This window comes from Psychrobacter jeotgali, assembly GCF_904846315.1.
Taxonomy (GTDB): domain Bacteria; phylum Pseudomonadota; class Gammaproteobacteria; order Pseudomonadales; family Moraxellaceae; genus Psychrobacter; species Psychrobacter jeotgali.
This window is the reverse complement of the sequence record NZ_CAJHAF010000001.1, coordinates 1052550-1069933: the sequence shown is the minus strand read 5'-3', so window position 1 is coordinate 1069933 and position 17384 is coordinate 1052550. Positions and strand designations below refer to the sequence as shown.

Here is a 17384-nt window from a genome sequence, read left to right as displayed (position 1 = left end):
GCGCTACCTGTTTAAAGGTAGCGCACTTTTCTAATTTTGGAGACCTTGAGCTTATAAACTATGCATGGCATGCATCTTAGATAGAATTAGGAGTCTTTTACCATTTCATGATCAAGATAGATAACGCCGCGTACCTGACAGCAGCAAGGCAGTATCTCATTTTTTTCAATCATGGCGAGCGGAGGAAAAGGGTAACTAACCGGATGTGAGCTTGCCACTTTTCGAATACGACAACTGCCACAATAACCTTCACGGCACTGAAAATTAACATCATGGCCAGTACGAAGTAGCCCATCGAGTAGGCTCTCATCGTCGTGTAAATAAAACTTGGTTTTACTGGTCATCACCCATGTCATAATGCACCTTGTCATACCTTGTTCTTGCTAAATCTAAGCTATTCTTAACATCCAAACTACTGCTAACCTTTAGGCTGCTATATAAATAATTAGCGCTGCAACCTTACAGTTCAAAATCATCAAAATCACTATCTGACAAGTCCGAATCAATCTGACCGACCAAGTACGAGCTGATTTCGGTCTCTTGTGGCGCTACTTGCACGTTATCAGATGACAGCCAAGTATTGATCCAAGGAATTGGATTTGATTTGGAGTTCGGGAACGCTGATGGCAGGCCAACCGCTTCCATACGTAAGTTAGTGATATATTCGATATACTGACACAGAATGTCTTTGTTCAAGCCAATCATCGAGCCGTCTTTGAACAGGTAGCCCGCCCATTCTTTCTCTTGCTGAGCAGCACTGGTAAAGATATCAATACTTTGCTCATAGCACTCTTTGGCAATCTCGACCATCTCCGGATCGTCTTTACCATTACGCATTAGGTTCAGCATGTGCTGGGTACCGGTCAAATGCAGCGCCTCATCACGAGCAATCAGTTTAATAATCTTAGCATTACCTTCCATGAGCTTACGTTCAGCAAAAGCAAACGAGCAAGCAAAGGATACATAAAAGCGAATCGCCTCTAAGACGTTGACCGCCATGATGCACAAGTACAGCTGTTTCTTTAGGGTACGCAAATCAACGGTAATCTCTTTGCCATTAATATTATGCGTGCCTGCGCCGTATAGATTGTACAGCTGTGAGTTATAGTATAAATCGTCGTAGTATTTTGCAATGTCAGCGGCGCGCTGCAAGATATGTTCATTTTGCATAATGTCATCAAACACAATACCGGGATCATTGACGATATTACGAATGATATGGGTATAGCTGCGTGAGTGAATGGTCTCAGAAAACGTCCAAGTCTCAATCCAAGTCTCCAGCTCAGGAATAGACACCAAAGGCAGCATCACCACGTTAGGGCTACGACCTTGAATGGAGTCAAGCAGGGTCTGATATTTTAGATTACTGATAAAAATATGCTGCTCATGTGAGGATAGATTGCCATAATCAATCCGATCTTTGGATACGTCAACCTCTTCTGGACGCCAAAAAAACGATAATTGCTTTTCGATCAGCTGCTCAAATATCGGATGCTTTTGCTGGTCATAACGCGCCACGTTGACGGGTTGACCAAAAAACATCGGCTCTTTAAGCGCATCGTTTGGCGTTTGGGAAAAAATTGAATAAGTCATAATATTGCCTTTATCCGTTTTATGGTTATTGATTTAAATTTTTTAAAACATTTACAAAAATGGGTTATAAGTCTTCCAAAGATATTTGTAGCGATTCTTCTTTATCATTGAGTCCGTCATTGATATAGGCTTTCAGGATTTCACTGAGCTCTATATCGTCTAAAGCTTCTAACTCATCGACAGCACTGTTGCGCGGTGTATCCAACTCAACCTCTTTTGCTGATTTGTGCACTGCTTTCTTTGCTTGCCTTGCTACTTGTTTTTTGGGTGATTTTGCATCGGCTTTCTTGGGCGCTTCATTTTCGTTTAATTGCTGACGAACGTTTTCGATATCCATCTCTACCTGTACAATATGTGAGCTGCCATCATTTATATCTGAAAATACGTTAGGTATAAACAAACCACCGTCTTTGATGATTGCGGTATATTTCATGTTTATGACCTCCGTTTATTTTTTATTTTTTTGTGTTTCAGTTATGGTTGGTGCGACCCAAGGCTTTCATATACTTTGTTATTTTCTCTTTTGCCTACTGCTAATACATAAACTACCAGCACATCCTCTTTTACGGTATATACTAGGCGGTAACCTATGGTGCGTAATTTAATTTTATAAGTATCCGTGTGTCCTGAAGGTTTTGAAGCAGGAATACGAGGGTTTGCTAATCGCTGCTGTAATTTTTTCTTAAATTGCTGCTGAATGCTGGGGGCTAACTTTTTCCATTCTTTTAATGCTAAAGGATGAAACTCAAGATTATAAGTCATCCAACGTTACCTTTACAGGTACTTGCCCGTCATTCATTCGTGCATCAACGGTTTGACTTAATGCCATATCGTCCATCGTTTCCATCATGCGCTCATACATATCTGTTGAGACTAAGTAAGCCACAGGTTTATTGTGATTTAAAATAGCAATGGATTCACCGTCCGACTGTTTAATCAGTGCCGAAGGGTTGGTTTTTAGTTCTGAGATACTGGCTGTCTGTGTCGCAAATATCGGTTGCATGATAGGTTTTCCTCTAATATTAAGCTCTAAATATAGGGCTAATTTTAGCACGAAAATTAGGTCTTGTTTGTTGTTGTATTAACTTTAAATATTTTGGGTAGCCAATCCCGCCTACCGCTTGTATCTGCCTAGCCGCTGGCGTGCAGTCTACCCAGTCTGGTAGCGTTCCAACGTTCGAGCGACCACTCCCAGACTGAGACTGCATCGCCATCAGCGTTAGCAGGATACCGCTACAGTCGAGGCTAAACGACCTCTTTAGGGCAGGGTTGGTCTTTCTTATCAATATCGCTATGTATGTTTCTTTTGTAGGGTGCTTTTTAAGCACCGTCAAACATAATATTCATATCTTCGGTGCGCTGGGCGCACCCTACATCACGAGCCAACATAAGCCTTAGAGTTGAATATGTTTTGCGTAGATGCTGTGGCTTTAGCCCAGCATCTTGGTTTTGCAAAATTGTAACTCCAGCCTAAAATAACGGCTATGTTCTAAAGGTAGGTTGGTGTCGAGGAACGAGACCCAACAGATTATCTATTTAAAGTGTTGGGTGTCGCAAGCTCCACCCAACCTACGCTTGCTTTGATTGAGCGTCTTTAGCTTCTGCACTTTTTCTAGGACCTTCTGGTGTAAGTTGATATAAATTTTCAAGCTCTTTAGGCTCAGAGATTCCTTTTCTAACTATAAAATTTAGGAGATCAAACATCTTAAAAGCAACATTATCAAAATCTTCTTCTGACATAGTTCCAGGATGAACCGCGTTATTGCCTGTTATACGAACCGTATCGGCAACTTTAACGACCATAGGTGGTAATATATTTTTGGCAGCGAGACTGCGAATATCTTTATCTATCTTTTCTCCATCCTCACCTAAATGCTTACATAGTTTTTGCAATCCTAATCTCAGCAAAGCTGCTGAACCACGAGGAGATTTAGAGAAAATTCTAGCAGCTTCTTCATAGTCAACCTTTACGTCATGAGGCATATCATCATCAGGCAATGCCGCAAATCCAAAATCTGGATATATTAGTTCAGCATTTTCTGGTTCACTAAAAGGGCTCTTAAAGGTAATTATTCTCCATAAACTATTTTTATCACAACATGCACAATTAGATATAAAGAAATTAACGTACCTATTTGAATCGTGTAACCTTTCCCAGCGCATATGTGCGTATGTTCCGCACAAAGGGCAGTTAAACCTTTCTTTCATAAATTCTGGTTCAGTAAAATTCATAGAAGAATCCTATACTAATTCTGTTATCGTACATAAGAATTTATACTCTAGTATTGAGGGCTTGATGGAACATCTTATGAATTTTAATCCATTTAGATTGACTACATTCAAAACTGGATTTATATGAAGAGTTTCGGAAAGACCAGTCAAAACTATCAGGCAAATTATCTGAAAGACCTACTAAGCCAGATCGGTATAAACAGCTTAAAATTTCGAACATAATATCTTCTCTATTAGATATACCATCATCTATAAAACTAAAGATATTATTTGAAATTTCATCGCTGACTTGATTCTTTTTAAGAATTTGGTAAAAACTTATAAGTTTATCTTCAGATAAGATCATATTGAAATCTTCTAAAGAAATAATTTCTTTAGAGTCCGATAGTAAGTACGACAGATACTGTAATGATGGGTAGATGTCATGCCATTCTTCATACAATCCTTTCAATCTTTCTTTAGAATACTCTTTTTCTGCCTTGTATATTGAACTCCAGTCCACTAGATTTTTTTCTATAGACTGATTCAAACAATAGTTTACAAAGTGCAATATATCTCTTGGTCTCCAGAAAGTTCTTTTGATCAAGTATTGCCAAGGATCGCCATTTCTACTATTAGTAGAAGGAAATAAGTCTTCAAAAACAATATTTTTGTTTGTGTATTGATGTTTAAATAAAAAAGTAATACGCTTATCAACTATGTCCTTTAATACCTTTTCAGTCCAGTTTAGATTATAAATTATTGACAGTAACTTATCTTCTTGAAAGCCACTAGAACGAGTTTTCTCCAAAGTCAGTTGATATAAATCTACTCTTAAAGATACCAGTATTTTCACATTTTGAATTTTTCTAAAATGTCTAATTTCTTCAATCAATCCTTTGATTAAACTATATTTAACTTCTATTGATACCCAATTCTCGTCTAGTTTATCGATCAATAGATAGTATGGTTTTTTACTATCGTTAAATACGTGTTTATCCATCAAATCGATTACTTTAGAGAGTTCAGATATTTGTAGGTTATTTACTGTTTTTTGTGCTCTGTTTTTAACTTGAATTTTTTGTTCTTCAGTTAAGGTTTGACCACCATCTAAAGATATCTTACTATCAAAAAAACCTGCTTCAAATCCTGCACTTATATCATTAGAGAAACTTTTTACTATCTCTTCTATATTCTCTACAGTTTCAACCCAATATTTATCAGACCACTCTTCTAAGTAATTTAATGCAATTTTTTCCTCAGGACGACGTATCAAATCTTTTAAATCGTTTATAAATTGAAAGAACTTACCTTTGTCTTTCAGATGTGGATATTTCAATTTCAGAAACTCAACAGTTAGAACATGACGCCAAAGATATTTGTAGAATAGATCTAAATTAACATCATTATCTGTTAAAAATTTAATTATATTCGAATTGTCTATGTATCTTAAAAAGACATTTTCTAAGTCAAGTAGCTTTGAATGCTCTTGATCTATTCTTTCATCTATAGTTAGCAAAGATGCAGTTTTCCCAGCTCCTGTTCTTCCTAAAATTATAGCTTCACTGGTATTTGTATTAATTAAAACATCAATAAGTCCGTTGTTGATATAACATTCTGATAAAAACTTACCGTCACTTTCAGCATCCAACTGACCTATTTTCATATTAGGTCTTATTTTTATATCTTCCATAATGATCATTACCTGTTTTAAATAATAGTAATTTGGGCTACATTTTCTATTAGCCCAAATTACTATTAACGTCTAATTTAAATAGGTTATATCTTACAAGCCCCACCAGCACAATCATCTTCCATATCCGCTTGTGCGTCATTGGCACCATCACGAGTGTTGTGATAATACAAGGTCTTCACGCCCAGTTTATACGCCGTCAACAAGTCTTTCAGCAAAGTCTTCATCGGCACTCGCTGACCCTCATAACGAGTCGGATCATAGTTGGTATTGGCCGAGATACTTTGGTCAACAAACTTTTGCATCACAGCGACCAGCTTTAGATAGCCGTCATTATTAGGCATTTGCCATAGTAGCTCGTACTGGTCTCTAAGCGTACCGATATCAGGAACCACTTGCTTGAGGATACCGTCTTTAGAGGCTTTAATAGAAACCAAACCACGTGGCGGCTCGATACCATTGGTGGCATTAGCAATTTGACTAGAAGTCTCAGACGGCATAAGGGCAGTCAAAGTAGAGTTACGCAGGCCATGCTCAGTGATTTCCTGACGCAGAGTTTCCCAGTCTAAATGCAGCGGCTCTTGGCAAATCTGATCCAAGTCCTTTTTATAAGTATCAATAGGCAAGATACCTTGTGAATAGGTGGTCTCGTTAAAGGCAGGGCAGGCGCCTTGCTCTTTTGCCAATTTATTTGAGGCTTTTAGTAGATAATACTGTAGCGCTTCAAAAGTTTGATGGGTCAGACCCAATGCCGAACCGTCTGAATAACGTACGCCATTCTTGGCAAGGTAATAAGCATAGTTAATGACCCCAACCCCTAAAGTACGGCGGCGCATACTGCCATTTTCAGCCGCTTTTACTGGATAGTCTTGGTAGTCGAGGAGGGCATCAAGCGCACGTACAATGAGCTCAGCAGGCTCTTCGATATCGCTGACATTTTCGACTTTACCTAGATTCACCGCCGATAAAGTACAAAGTGCAATCTCGCCAGTTTCATCATTGATGTTATCGAGAGGTTTGGTCGGTAGCGCAATCTCCATGCATAGGTTCGATTGGCGAATCGGTGCCACCGTAGGATCAAATGGGCTATGGGTGTTGCAATGATCGACGTTTTGGATGTAGATACGACCAGTGCTGGCACGCTCTTGCATCATCAGGCTGAACAGCTCTGCTGCTGGAATTTGGCGGCTACGAATAGACTCATCTTGCTCGTATTTGGTGTAGAGCGCTTCAAACTCGTCTTGATCTTCAAAGAAAGCGTCGTATAGTCCTGGCACATCAGAAGGTGAGAACAGGCTGATATCTTGGCCTTTAATCAAACGGGTATAAAGGGTTTTGTTAATCTGTACGCCGTAATCCATATGACGGACACGGTTGTCTTCAACCCCGCGGTTATTTTTGAGTACCAGTAGCGACTCAACTTCTAAATGCCATAACGGGTAGAATAAGGTAGCCGCACCGCCGCGTACGCCGCCTTGTGAGCAGCACTTAACTGCGGTTTGGAACAGTTTGTAAAACGGAATACAGCCGGTATGCTGCGCTTCACCGCCACGAATCGGGCTACCAAGGGCGCGAATACGACCGGCGTTGATGCCGATGCCTGCACGCTGTGACACGTAGCGTACGATAGCGCTAGTAGTGGCATTGATAGAGTCGAGACTATCGCCGCACTCGATCAATACGCACGAGCTAAACTGGCGTGATGGGGTGCGCACACCAGACATAATAGGCGTTGGTAGGGAGATTTTAAACTGTGAAGAAGCATCGTAAAAGCGTTTGACATAGCTCATGCGCTCAGCTTGGTCATAATTGGCAAACAGGCACATACCGACCAGCATATATAAGAACTGCGGGCTTTCGTAAACACGCTTAGTCACCCGATCTTGTACCAGGTATTTCCCAGTCATCTGCTCAACAGCAGCGTAGGCCAGATTCATATCACGCCAGTGATCGATATAGTCATCAAGCTCGTCAAACTCTGCACGGCTATAATCGGCTAGAATATGCTCATCGTACTTACCTGCTTCAGTCAAAGTTTTGACATGATCAAATAAGTGCGGTGGGGTAAAGCGGTTATAAGCGATTTTGCGCAGATGGAAGATGGCTAGGCGTGCCGCTAAATATTGATAATCAGGAGTGTCTTCTGAAATCAAATCCGCAGCTGATTTGATGATGGTTTCGTGAATATCACGAGTCTTGATACCTTCGTAAAACTGAATGTGTGACTTGAGCTCAACTTGAGACACTGACACATTATCTAAATCGTGAGCTGCCCACTCAATGACCTTATGGATTTTATCTAAATCAATGGGCTCTAAACGTCCATCACGTTTGGTCACTTGGATTTTGTCGATATGTGTCATGTTGCCCTCGTTATCTGATTGCTAAGATTTATATGATGTAAACCAACCTAATCTGTGGTTTTTATGGCGCTATCATTTTAGCGCTGCAGTATTGAGCTTTTTTTAAGCAAAAGCTTACTACAGCTTATAATGATGATAAAAATCACTAAGCACTATATATAGCGTATTTGTTAGTAGGTAGGCACAATATAGCGGGAAAATTTTGAAAATGCTATATTGATTTTAGAGTAAATTTATGTTGTTGCAGAGGTTAGGACTATCTAAACTTGGGCAAAGAGCGGTGGGATAAGGGATAGACGCAATTGACTAAAATAATAAATTATTTTGTAAACAGTGAGTCAAATAAGCAACATATCCTAGTAGTTAGTGCGTAACTATTATTAGTCATAATAGGGATAAATATACGGGCGCTGATTGTAACCTATAACATAAAAAATCGCCACTCTTATGAGCAGCGATTGTTTTACTGATCCAGTACTGATTCAGTGTTATTGTGATTTTACTTGGTCATTGTTAAGCTAGGTTTACTATACCACCATACGAACCGTTTCTGCATCATCGAGGGCAGCATATAGACTGTTCACTTGCTCAACCTCGGTCAAGTACAAGTTAACACGCACAGAGTGGAAGCGACCAGTTTTAGAGGGTTTTACTTCCATAGAAGCCAAGTCAAATTCAGGGAATTGACTGCCTAAGATTAGCTTGACTTCATTAAGCAGGCTGTCATGCTGACCTTCGTGACCGATAATGCTCATAGGATAGTCCATCGGGAACTCCCAAAGCTCAGGGTTTTGGATGTCGGTTTTTTTACCTTTTAAGATGCCGTCGTTAACCCCTAGTTCAGTGACTTTAAACTCTTTTTTAGGGGCTCGATCTTGATCACTGTAGTTTTGGTTGCTGGTGTTTTTTGGGTCATCACTCATAGTGGTATCCTTATTTTTTAGGAGAGTAGCTTTGTTCCCTGTTTATAGTGGCACTTAGGCGGTTTTTCAAGTGCTGGGAGGCGGTGAGCAAGGGCTTATCTCTTATAACCGCAAATCGCTACATAATCCCCTTGGTCATAGCCTTCAATGACCTCTTGCACCTTGTCATTAGCGTACATCGGATGGGTAAGCAAGGTTTGGGCATACTCAAGATCTATAAATCCATTGGCTTGCATCAGCTTAATTTTCTCATCAGAAGTACGCCAATTGGCGGATTTTACCAGCTCGATAGGATAAGGATTAGCGGGTGTGATGTGCTCGAGTAGGGGGTGTGACCATGTATCCAAAGAGCCTGCCAAGTTGTATAAGCTGGCAAAGCCGCTTTCTTTTGGCACATCGATAAGGATCAGCTTACCGCCAGATTTTAACGCCGCAAACGCCTTTTTAATACATAAGTCTAAATCACTGATATAGCTGACACTGCCATTAAATAGAATAATATCAAATTTGTCAGGCTCAATTTCATAAGTTTCAGCGGGGCTGATATCGACTTTTAAGCCTCGTTTTTTGGCAATGGCGGCCATATCTGCTGAAGGTTCAACACCATAGTGGATAGAGAGGTCATAATCCTTTAATAATAGCATCTCAAACAGTCCGCTACCGCAGCCTATAGATAGGGTAGTGCTATCTTTAGTTAAGAAGTGAGCAACCAGTTTGAGTTCGCTGGCAAGCAAATTTTGATTATCAAGAAACCAGCTATCGTATGCATTAGCATGTTCGTCAAATACGGCCATAATATTTCTCCTGAGTAGTATTGTTGACTTAAATAAAAGGGGCAGGTTTGCTATCTAACTATCTAATAGCTAGTTATTTAGGCAATCTCTAAAGCCATCTGCCAAAAATTAACCTCCATACGCGCGGCGGTATTAAACAGTTGTTGCAACTTATCGCCTTGAGAAGGGCTTACTGATCCCAGTAGCTCATTAATATGGTTTTCGTTTTGGACAGTAATGGCTTGAAACTCATCGCTGGCAAATACATCAATCCACGGCTGATAGGGGTTATCAGGGAGGAAGCCTTCTGCTTGAAGACGTTTACCAATCTCACCATAGCCCATCAAACAAGGGGCGATAGCAGCATAGAGCTCAGCTAAAGAGCCTGACATGGCCGCATCTAATAAGTAGCGGCTATAGGCAATAGTCGCTGTAGATTCTGCAGTGCTTTCTACTTCCTCAATACTCACACCCCATTGGTCACAAAAATTTAAATACATGCCGATTTCTAAATCTAGCATGGCATTAATGCCAGCTTGACCAAGACGCATTTGTGCCAAAGTGTCGCTTTTATAAACACTCAAAGCCATCACACGTGTATATTGCAGCAAATACAAGTAGTCCTGCTTCAAGTAATGGCGAAAGCTGTCTTTGGGCAGAGTACCGGTAGCCAATTGATTGATAAAGTCATGATGAAGGTAATCATCCCATGCGGGACAATTATTACGGAGGGTTTGATAGTCCATAGCGCTCACTTACTTATAAAAAAATAATGGTATTCAGTAAGCAGCTGATAAGAAACAACGAAGAGCGGGCACAAAAAAGCCCTACCGGTTTATGTTATATAAACTGGCAAGGCATAATTGAGTGTCAATTGGGAAAATCTCACGCTTGTTTCCTACGTCAGTGCTAACTGCATCAGGTTCGCGGGTATCTCTCAGCAATGATTTTAGATTTTTAAATACTAAAATCAAAGCACCCCGACAAGGTTTTAATCGATCAGGCTATGATAAACGAATCCAGCTACTCTTAGCAAGAGGTAGGCGTATTATAAACAGGCACAAAAAAGCTGAGCAATGGCTCAGCTTTTTTGTGTTTAAATATCGTTAGATAGCTTAGTCGTTTTCTAAGAAAGAACGCAGATGCTCAGAGCGTGAAGGATGACGCAGTTTACGCAGGGCTTTTGCCTCAATTTGACGAATACGCTCACGGGTTACATCAAACTGCTTACCGACTTCTTCTAAAGTATGATCGGTTGGCATATCGATACCAAAGCGCATTTTTAGCACGCGTGCTTCACGTTCAGTTAGGTTACTCAGTACATCACGAGTTGCTTCTTGTAGGCCCGCCGCTGTTGCGTCATCAACAGGGCTTGAGATCGTACCATCTTCAATAAAGTCGCCTAAATGTGAGTCTTCATCATCACCGATAGGGGTTTCCATAGAAATAGGCTCTTTGGCAATCTTAAGCACTTTACGTACCTTGACCTCGTCCATCTCTAAGCGTTCGCCTAATTCCTCAGGCGTCGGCTCGCGTCCCATTTCTTGTAATAATTGACGAGAGACTCGGTTGATCTTATTTATAGTCTCTATCATGTGTACCGGAATACGAATGGTGCGTGCTTGGTCAGCGATAGAACGGGTAATGGCCTGACGAATCCACCAAGTAGCATAAGTCGAGAACTTATAACCACGACGATATTCAAACTTATCAACCGCTTTCATAAGGCCAATGTTACCTTCTTGAATTAAATCTAAGAACTGTAGGCCACGGTTGGTGTATTTTTTGGCAATAGAGATAACCAGACGCAAGTTAGCTTCTACCATCTCTTTTTTGGCACGGCGAGCTTTTGCTTCACCTACTGCCATCCGGCGAGCTACGTCTTTCATATCATGAATTTCCATGTCGAGCTGCTGCTCGTAATCACGGATTTTACGCTGTAATAAAATAACGTCATCAACCACTTTTTCTAGATTTTCGGCAAAAGCAGGCTTGCCTTTTAAGCGTTCGGTTAGCCAGTCAACGTTAGTTTCATTGCTTGGGAAGGTCTTACGGAACTCTTCACGCGGCATGCGACCACGGCGAATAACCAGACGCATAATTTGACGCTCTTGTTTACGCACATCATCATAGACGTCGTGCATAATAGCCATCACTTGGTCTGATAAACGATTGTTAAGCTTAAGCATCATAAAGCGATTTGCCATTTGCTCATAAGCTTCGTTAGCTTGTGGGCTGCCACGGCCGTAATCTAGTAAAGCTTGTTTGGCGATATTGAATAGATTTTCAATCTCTTCTAGGCGCAGACGTACTTCTTCTGGATCGATACCGCCGGTTTCTTCTTCAGCTTCTTCTTCGGTATCATCGACTTCATCTTCGTCTTCGTCATCATCATCTTTGGCCTTAGTTTTTGCTTTGATGACAGGCGCTTTTTCCTTTTCTTCTTTAGCCTTTTCTCTTTCTTCTTTAATACGATCTTTTTCTTCTTTGGCAGCTACTCGGTCTTCCTCGGTTTCAGGATCTAAGAAGCCAGTAATCACGTCGGAGAGCTTTTTTTCGCCATCGAGGACTTTTTGATATTCTTCAAGGATAAAACGTACCGTGCCCGGCCAATATGCCATAGCATGTTGTACGTCACGAATACCTTCCTCGATACGCTTGGCAATGGCAATCTCACCTTCACGAGTCAGCAAATCAACCGTACCCATCTCACGCATATACATACGTACAGGGTCAGTCGTACGGCCAGGCTCGGTTTCAACCGAAGCTAATACCGCTGCGGCCTCATCAGCTGCCATGTCATCATCGCTTGAGTCGTCGTTCATCAAAATATCATCAGCATCAGGCGCCGATTCAAAAATCTTGATACCAACGTCAGTTAACATCTGGACGATATCTTCAATCTGATCACTTTCGGTAATGGAGTCGGGAAGCTGGTCATTCACCTCAGCATAGGTGAGATAACCTTGCTCTTTACCCATTTGGATTAAGGTGGCCAGCTGAGAGGTGGATTTAGAAACTGACTTATCGTTCATAAATACTCGCTTTGATTGCATCGGACATTTTCTTACTATAACGGCTTATCGCTTGCTCAGGGCGCTGATTTAATCGATAGATTAATCACAAAATAGCTTAAGGAGTGTATAGTTAGGAAAATGAAGTGTTATAAATAAAGGCTCAAAAACTACAATAACCATTTTTAAAACAACTTCTAAAAACGGTTAAAAATAAAACATCTCAAAAATATAAAAATGACCTCGCCATCTAAACTATGGCTATTTAAACCTCAGCCTTGCGGCGCATATTACCGTGATATAGTTTATCACAGGCGACCCCGTTCAAACACAATTGTAATAATCCGCTGCCAGCTTGGTTTAATAAATTTAGCAGCTACTTTTAGCGTCACTTATCATCGGCTATAGGTTTGGTATAGACTCTATATTTTATAGTTGGTAACGGCTGTTCATGCTTATGCTACTTTTATATCAATCTTTAGCATTACTATAAATAGTGGGGGCAATACCGATTGTTTTAAAGGCTAAACAGCTTATAAACTATAAGATACAGCAAAATTCATATGAATAAGCGCTTAAGGACCGATCATTTGGGTCGATTGTTCAGCCTGCTTGGCACGTAGCCAATCATTCAATAGCTGGGTTTGCTTGCGCACAATAGCCAGCTTGATGTGATCAGGGTTCTTTATCAGCTCCTGCATCTTTTTTTGCATATGCAATTTAAGCAGCTGCATCACTAGGTTCTCGATAAGCTCATCAAGACTTAGGATGTTCCTGCTAATGAGGGTCTTATAAAATGACCCCCAGCTACGACTCAGTGTCTGTTGGGTAGATGCTTCAACATTAGACAAAATAAAGTGTGCCGCCGCATTTGGTTCGGTCGGCAAATAGTTCAAGCAGCGTTCAATAGTGCTTACCACTTCAAGTAAAGCCTCGTCCTGCAAATCCTCCCATGCCAGCGGTCTGAAGGCCTCAGTAGTAGCCTTTTTCTTGATATGAGCGGGTAGATCCAGCTGGCTAATACCAGCCTGCTGCCAAATGGATTCAATAGGATTATCGATAAGTGCGCGTGGCTGGAATAAAAAACACAATTGTAATTGCTGACTAATGGTCATGTCGCCATCAAAATCAAGCAAGGCGTCTTTGGCCTCAACATTTTGACTGCGTTTGCCGCCAAGTTTTTGGTAAATGTCGTTATTTAATAGATAACGAAAGCTACTGCCTTTAGGTAACGCAGTTGTCAAAGTGCGCACTTGCGACATAAGCTTAGCCTTACCTTCTGCTAAGCTCAAATCGTAACGCTCGCTTAGGTAGGCAAAAATATACTGCGATAGCGGCATAGCGTCTTTGAGCTGAGTGCGCATGGCATCGGCGCCGTGAGCTTTTATAAAGGTATCGGGATCATGGTTATTAGGCAGGGTCAAAAAGCGCAGCTCTTTATCATCGCTGAGTACGGGCAGAGCGACCTCAAGGGTGCGCCAAGCCGCTTTTTGTCCTGCACTATCGCCATCAAAACTCAAGGTCAAAGTCGGATTTAAAGTGAGTAAACGCGAGATCTGACTTTCATTGATTGCTGTGCCCATCGATGCTACAGCGCCATAAATACCGGCTTGGTAAAGGGCGATCACATCCATATAGCCTTCAACTACTAACCAGCGCTCAGCACGCTGCTGGCGTGACTCATAATAGCCGTAAAGCACATACTGCTTATGGAATACAGGCGAGTCGGATGAATTAATATATTTAGGTTTGACCTCGTCATCAAGCGCACGTCCGCCAAAACCAATGGTACGTCCTTGATGGTCTCGAATAGGGAAAATAATCCGGTCTCGCAGCAGATCATAATCACGTCCTGACTCTGATTGGCGTACCAAACCTAAAGCTTTTAACCCCTCAATATCCTGCGGAAACTGATGTTCAAGATGTTGCCAACCAAAGGGCGCATACCCTAAGCCAAAATTTTCAATACTTTGCTCGGTAATACCGCGTGCAGTAAAGTAATGTTTAGCGTGCGGATGAGTGCTCAGATTGTGTTGATAGAACTGCTGAATTCGGGTCAGTAGCTCATATAGGTTACCGTCCTGTTCTGCATTCTGTTCCACATTGTTTTCATAGTGGCCTTTATGGCTAGTAGCATGTCTAGCGTCTAAGTTTACAGAGCCCTCACTTCCTAACCAGGCAGGAGGAGAGTCTTGCGCATCGCTGGCGTAGTAAGCGGTATCGCTATAATCTATAACTTCATAAGCTTGATCAGCAGGTATAAAAGTTGATAAACGCTCATAGCTGTCGCTATTATAATCTGGTGGCTGATCATAAGTATGAGAATCAGTAGGTGTATTGGCTGCTGATAAAGGTAACGGCGGTACTGGGGTATTCACCGGCTGAGCGGCTTTAGGTATAGTTTTAGATTTTGGGGCAGTGCGTTGATAGCTGACGTTTTGCTGCTCTTCTTTAGGCACCTCGATGCCGGTTTGTTTAGACAGCTCATTAACCGCTTCAATAAAGGTTAGATTTTCATAATCACGCAAAAAACTTATAGCATTACCGCCGACACTACAACCAAAACAATGGTAGATGTTTTTTTGCGGATTGACATAAAAGGAAGGTGACTTTTCACCATGAAACGGACAGCAGCCTTTATATTCACTACCTGCCCGTTTAAGCGTAGTGTGCCGCCCAATCATACTAATGAGATCGGCTTGGCTATTTAATTGATCAAGGATATGGCTAGGAATACTCATGAGAAGGATAGTTTACCATAAGCTATAAAATAAGAATTATTTTATAGCTTGTATTTATTTTATAGTATCGGTCAGGAGTAGGCTTATTGATTTTGAACGACAATAAAATAGCCTAAGCAAATAATATTTAACAGAAATATAAGTTTTAAACTTAATCTGCTATTTAACTCTTTATAACCCCTATTAAACAACAGATTATATTTATTGTTTCAATAGAAAAATAAGGCCAACTATACAGTTGACCTTATAAATTTATAATTTGTGGGCAGCTATAAATAAAATTAAAAAGTACAGACGACTAGAGTCATCAATCCCTTTTAATTGTCATCCTCTGACTCTATATTATCGGTAGTAGTGCTTCTATCGGATGGTGCCAAGCGAATACGATCACGGCCATCAGTATTGGGCAAAGTGGTGCGGCGACTTGGATTGGTGTTCTGGGGATCAACAGCCGCTTCTCTTGCAGCAGCACTGGCACTACCTTGACCTGAAACTTGTTCAGTTGAGCTCTCAGGCAAGCCAAGACCAACATTAACCCCTCTATTACGTACCGGCCCACCTATAGCTGATGACATCGTAGCAGATTCTGCATTACTAGCGGGTAATCTTAGCTGATTAGCATTACGAACTATCTGAGTTTTGGTAGCGCCGCTATACTGACCTTCAACGAGTGCAGAGTCTGCAACATTAACCCGGCCTAATTGGCCAAAAGTTAACTTGTTTAGCCATGAACGGTCTCGTTTCGTAGCCAGTTTTACTCGGCCATCATCAGTGAGCCAATTAGGGTAGTTAATCTGTAGCAAGGTTTTATATTCTTGCGCCAGATCATTGAGTCCTAATTGCTCATGGCTGTAAGCTAGAATAGCAATGGCTTCGGGTACTGATTCGCTAAGCGGATAATACTGAAAGACCCACTTGGCACGGTTGACTGCAGCGACATGGGCTTCACGCTCGATATACCAGTTAGCGGCGTTCAATTCACTTTGAGCGAACTGGTTATAAATATAGGTCATGCGCTGAGCGGCATCAGGAGCGTAAGGACTGCTAGGGTATTTATTAACCAGCTCTTGAAAGTTAGCAAATGCTAGACGGTAATAAGCGGTACTGCGTTTAGATTGATCGACCTTGAATATCTTCAGGCCATCGGAGGGACCTTGCATATTAGCGATACCACGTACGTAGTAGGCGTAGCTAATCTGTGGGTTGGCAGGATATAAACTAATAAAACGCTCAGCGCTCGCCGCTGCGGTTTCATAATCGCCGCTCACATACTGCGCATACATAATATCCAGCAGGGCTTGCTCAGCATACTGCCCAGTAGGGTAGAAGGTACGTAAGTTAGACAAGTCTTCGACAGCTTGAGAATAACGACCTTTTTCGATCTTATTGATAGCGTCACGGTAATAGGCTTGCTCTGATTTTTCAGCCGTTTCGACTGCGTCTTCATCACCCTGACCGGTTAGGTTCTTAAAGGTCTGACAACCTACCAAGCTCATACTGAGGGTAAGTAGAGTCACTGAGGATAATTTGATAAACGTGTTGCCAACAGGGCGCATACTTCTTCTCCGACGCAAGATGCATAATAGCAGCAACGCTATCATACGTTATAATAAATTAGGAATAAAATTAACGATAGTCCATTAAAACAAATAGCCGTTAAGCAGGTATTATTAATGCTTTATAAGAATGAACTAACCTATAGTTACCCTACTTGGGTGAGCCATAGCATACAGCAAATATGACTGTACTTTATAGAATAACCAGCGCTTCGTCTATTTTTGTGTGCGACTTTATCGTTAATCGACAACATAATAAGTATTCAAAACAGTTTATAGGCGAATTAATAAGTGCACCTATCTACTGCTTAGAATCCTAAAAGGTGCTAATCGCTTAATAAATTTTTGCTAGTTTAGCATGCACAGCATTAATGGGCGACGATAAATAAGGTCCGCTGTGCTAAATATACAGTAAATTACCACTACGTTATATTACAGAAGTTATTAGCGTAGGAGCTACCATGCTGTTTATTTATCTTTGTCCGTTCTCTTTACTGGCTTTAAGCTTTTGAGATAA

The 17384-nt window shown here is 41.1% G+C and carries 15 protein-coding genes and 1 riboswitch; all 15 genes read right to left on the bottom strand.

Going from position 1 to position 17384, the window contains the following annotated elements:
* Window positions 1–86 precede the first annotated feature (86 nt).
* The 15 genes from yfaE to JMX18_RS04265 all read right to left on the bottom strand — a co-directional run bounded on the left by yfaE (window position 87) and on the right by JMX18_RS04265 (window position 16867).
* On the bottom strand, window positions 87–356 hold the full coding sequence (yfaE, locus tag JMX18_RS04330; protein ID WP_201584809.1) for a class I ribonucleotide reductase maintenance protein YfaE: 270 nt from the start codon (window positions 354–356) through the stop codon (window positions 87–89).
* Window positions 357–459: 103 nt separating this feature from the next.
* Entirely contained in the window at window positions 460–1593 is a 1134-nt protein-coding gene (gene nrdB / locus JMX18_RS04325; protein ID WP_201584807.1) for a class Ia ribonucleoside-diphosphate reductase subunit beta, read from the bottom strand.
* Window positions 1594–1657: 64 nt separating this feature from the next.
* On the bottom strand, window positions 1658–2026 hold the full coding sequence (locus JMX18_RS04320; protein WP_201584801.1) for a hypothetical protein: 369 nt from the start codon (window positions 2024–2026) through the stop codon (window positions 1658–1660).
* A 41-nt stretch (window positions 2027–2067) separates the two neighbouring features.
* A complete protein-coding gene (locus tag JMX18_RS04315; RefSeq protein ID WP_201584799.1) occupies window positions 2068–2355 on the bottom strand; it encodes a type II toxin-antitoxin system RelE family toxin in 288 nt (95 codons plus the stop codon).
* Window positions 2345–2596, bottom strand: coding sequence for a type II toxin-antitoxin system Phd/YefM family antitoxin (locus JMX18_RS04310; protein WP_201584797.1), 252 nt, complete (start codon window positions 2594–2596; stop codon window positions 2345–2347). The genes JMX18_RS04315 and JMX18_RS04310 overlap by 11 nt, the downstream gene beginning before the upstream one ends.
* 317 nt (window positions 2597–2913) lie before the next feature.
* Entirely contained in the window at window positions 2914–3048 is a 135-nt protein-coding gene (locus tag JMX18_RS13240; protein WP_265088812.1) for a hypothetical protein, read from the bottom strand.
* 114 nt (window positions 3049–3162) lie between these two features.
* Window positions 3163–3825 (bottom strand): DUF4145 domain-containing protein, encoded by a 663-nt coding sequence (locus JMX18_RS13190; RefSeq protein ID WP_227674555.1) that lies wholly within the window; start codon window positions 3823–3825, stop codon window positions 3163–3165.
* 40 nt (window positions 3826–3865) lie between these two features.
* A complete protein-coding gene (locus tag JMX18_RS04300; protein WP_201584795.1) occupies window positions 3866–5497 on the bottom strand; it encodes a P-loop ATPase, Sll1717 family in 1632 nt (543 codons plus the stop codon).
* 86 nt (window positions 5498–5583) lie between these two features.
* Window positions 5584–7860 carry a class 1a ribonucleoside-diphosphate reductase subunit alpha gene (gene nrdA, locus JMX18_RS04295; protein WP_201584793.1) on the bottom strand — a complete coding sequence of 759 codons (2277 nt, stop codon included), beginning with the start codon at window positions 7858–7860 and terminating at the stop codon, window positions 5584–5586.
* Window positions 7861–8387: 527 nt separating this feature from the next.
* On the bottom strand, window positions 8388–8783 hold the full coding sequence (locus JMX18_RS04290; RefSeq protein WP_201584791.1) for a YbeD family protein: 396 nt from the start codon (window positions 8781–8783) through the stop codon (window positions 8388–8390).
* A gap of 95 nt (window positions 8784–8878) precedes the next feature.
* Window positions 8879–9577 (bottom strand): class I SAM-dependent DNA methyltransferase, encoded by a 699-nt coding sequence (locus JMX18_RS04285; RefSeq protein ID WP_201584789.1) that lies wholly within the window; start codon window positions 9575–9577, stop codon window positions 8879–8881.
* 77 nt (window positions 9578–9654) lie between these two features.
* A complete protein-coding gene (tenA, locus tag JMX18_RS04280; RefSeq protein ID WP_201584787.1) occupies window positions 9655–10302 on the bottom strand; it encodes a thiaminase II in 648 nt (215 codons plus the stop codon).
* A 132-nt stretch (window positions 10303–10434) separates the two neighbouring features.
* Window positions 10435–10549, bottom strand: a riboswitch (TPP riboswitch).
* A gap of 122 nt (window positions 10550–10671) precedes the next feature.
* Complete coding sequence (gene rpoD / locus JMX18_RS04275; protein ID WP_201584779.1) at window positions 10672–12591, bottom strand: RNA polymerase sigma factor RpoD; 1920 nt, start codon at window positions 12589–12591, stop codon at window positions 10672–10674.
* Between the two features lie 554 nt (window positions 12592–13145).
* Entirely contained in the window at window positions 13146–15311 is a 2166-nt protein-coding gene (gene dnaG, locus JMX18_RS04270; RefSeq protein ID WP_201584777.1) for a DNA primase, read from the bottom strand.
* Window positions 15312–15628: 317 nt separating this feature from the next.
* On the bottom strand, window positions 15629–16867 hold the full coding sequence (locus JMX18_RS04265) for an outer membrane protein assembly factor BamD (protein ID WP_201584775.1): 1239 nt from the start codon (window positions 16865–16867) through the stop codon (window positions 15629–15631).
* Window positions 16868–17384: the final 517 nt, after the last annotated feature.

What these genes read in the sequence shown, in the direction of transcription:
- yfaE (WP_201584809.1), bottom strand. Translation starts at nt 356, where the DNA reads ATGACATGGGTGATGACCAGTAAAACCAAGTTTTATTTACACGACGAT.
- JMX18_RS04265 (WP_201584775.1), bottom strand. Translation starts at nt 16,867, where the DNA reads ATGCGCCCTGTTGGCAACACGTTTATCAAATTATCCTCAGTGACTCTA.
- JMX18_RS04310 (WP_201584797.1), bottom strand. Translation starts at nt 2,596, where the DNA reads ATGCAACCGATATTTGCGACACAGACAGCCAGTATCTCAGAACTAAAA.
- nrdA (WP_201584793.1), bottom strand. Translation starts at nt 7,860, where the DNA reads ATGACACATATCGACAAAATCCAAGTGACCAAACGTGATGGACGTTTA.
- JMX18_RS04320 (WP_201584801.1), bottom strand. Translation starts at nt 2,026, where the DNA reads ATGAAATATACCGCAATCATCAAAGACGGTGGTTTGTTTATACCTAAC.
- rpoD (WP_201584779.1), bottom strand. Translation starts at nt 12,591, where the DNA reads ATGAACGATAAGTCAGTTTCTAAATCCACCTCTCAGCTGGCCACCTTA.
- JMX18_RS04300 (WP_201584795.1), bottom strand. Translation starts at nt 5,497, where the DNA reads ATGGAAGATATAAAAATAAGACCTAATATGAAAATAGGTCAGTTGGAT.
- JMX18_RS04290 (WP_201584791.1), bottom strand. Translation starts at nt 8,783, where the DNA reads ATGAGTGATGACCCAAAAAACACCAGCAACCAAAACTACAGTGATCAA.
- JMX18_RS04315 (WP_201584799.1), bottom strand. Translation starts at nt 2,355, where the DNA reads ATGACTTATAATCTTGAGTTTCATCCTTTAGCATTAAAAGAATGGAAA.
- JMX18_RS04285 (WP_201584789.1), bottom strand. Translation starts at nt 9,577, where the DNA reads ATGGCCGTATTTGACGAACATGCTAATGCATACGATAGCTGGTTTCTT.
- nrdB (WP_201584807.1), bottom strand. Translation starts at nt 1,593, where the DNA reads ATGACTTATTCAATTTTTTCCCAAACGCCAAACGATGCGCTTAAAGAG.
- dnaG (WP_201584777.1), bottom strand. Translation starts at nt 15,311, where the DNA reads ATGAGTATTCCTAGCCATATCCTTGATCAATTAAATAGCCAAGCCGAT.
- JMX18_RS13190 (WP_227674555.1), bottom strand. Translation starts at nt 3,825, where the DNA reads ATGAATTTTACTGAACCAGAATTTATGAAAGAAAGGTTTAACTGCCCT.
- tenA (WP_201584787.1), bottom strand. Translation starts at nt 10,302, where the DNA reads ATGGACTATCAAACCCTCCGTAATAATTGTCCCGCATGGGATGATTAC.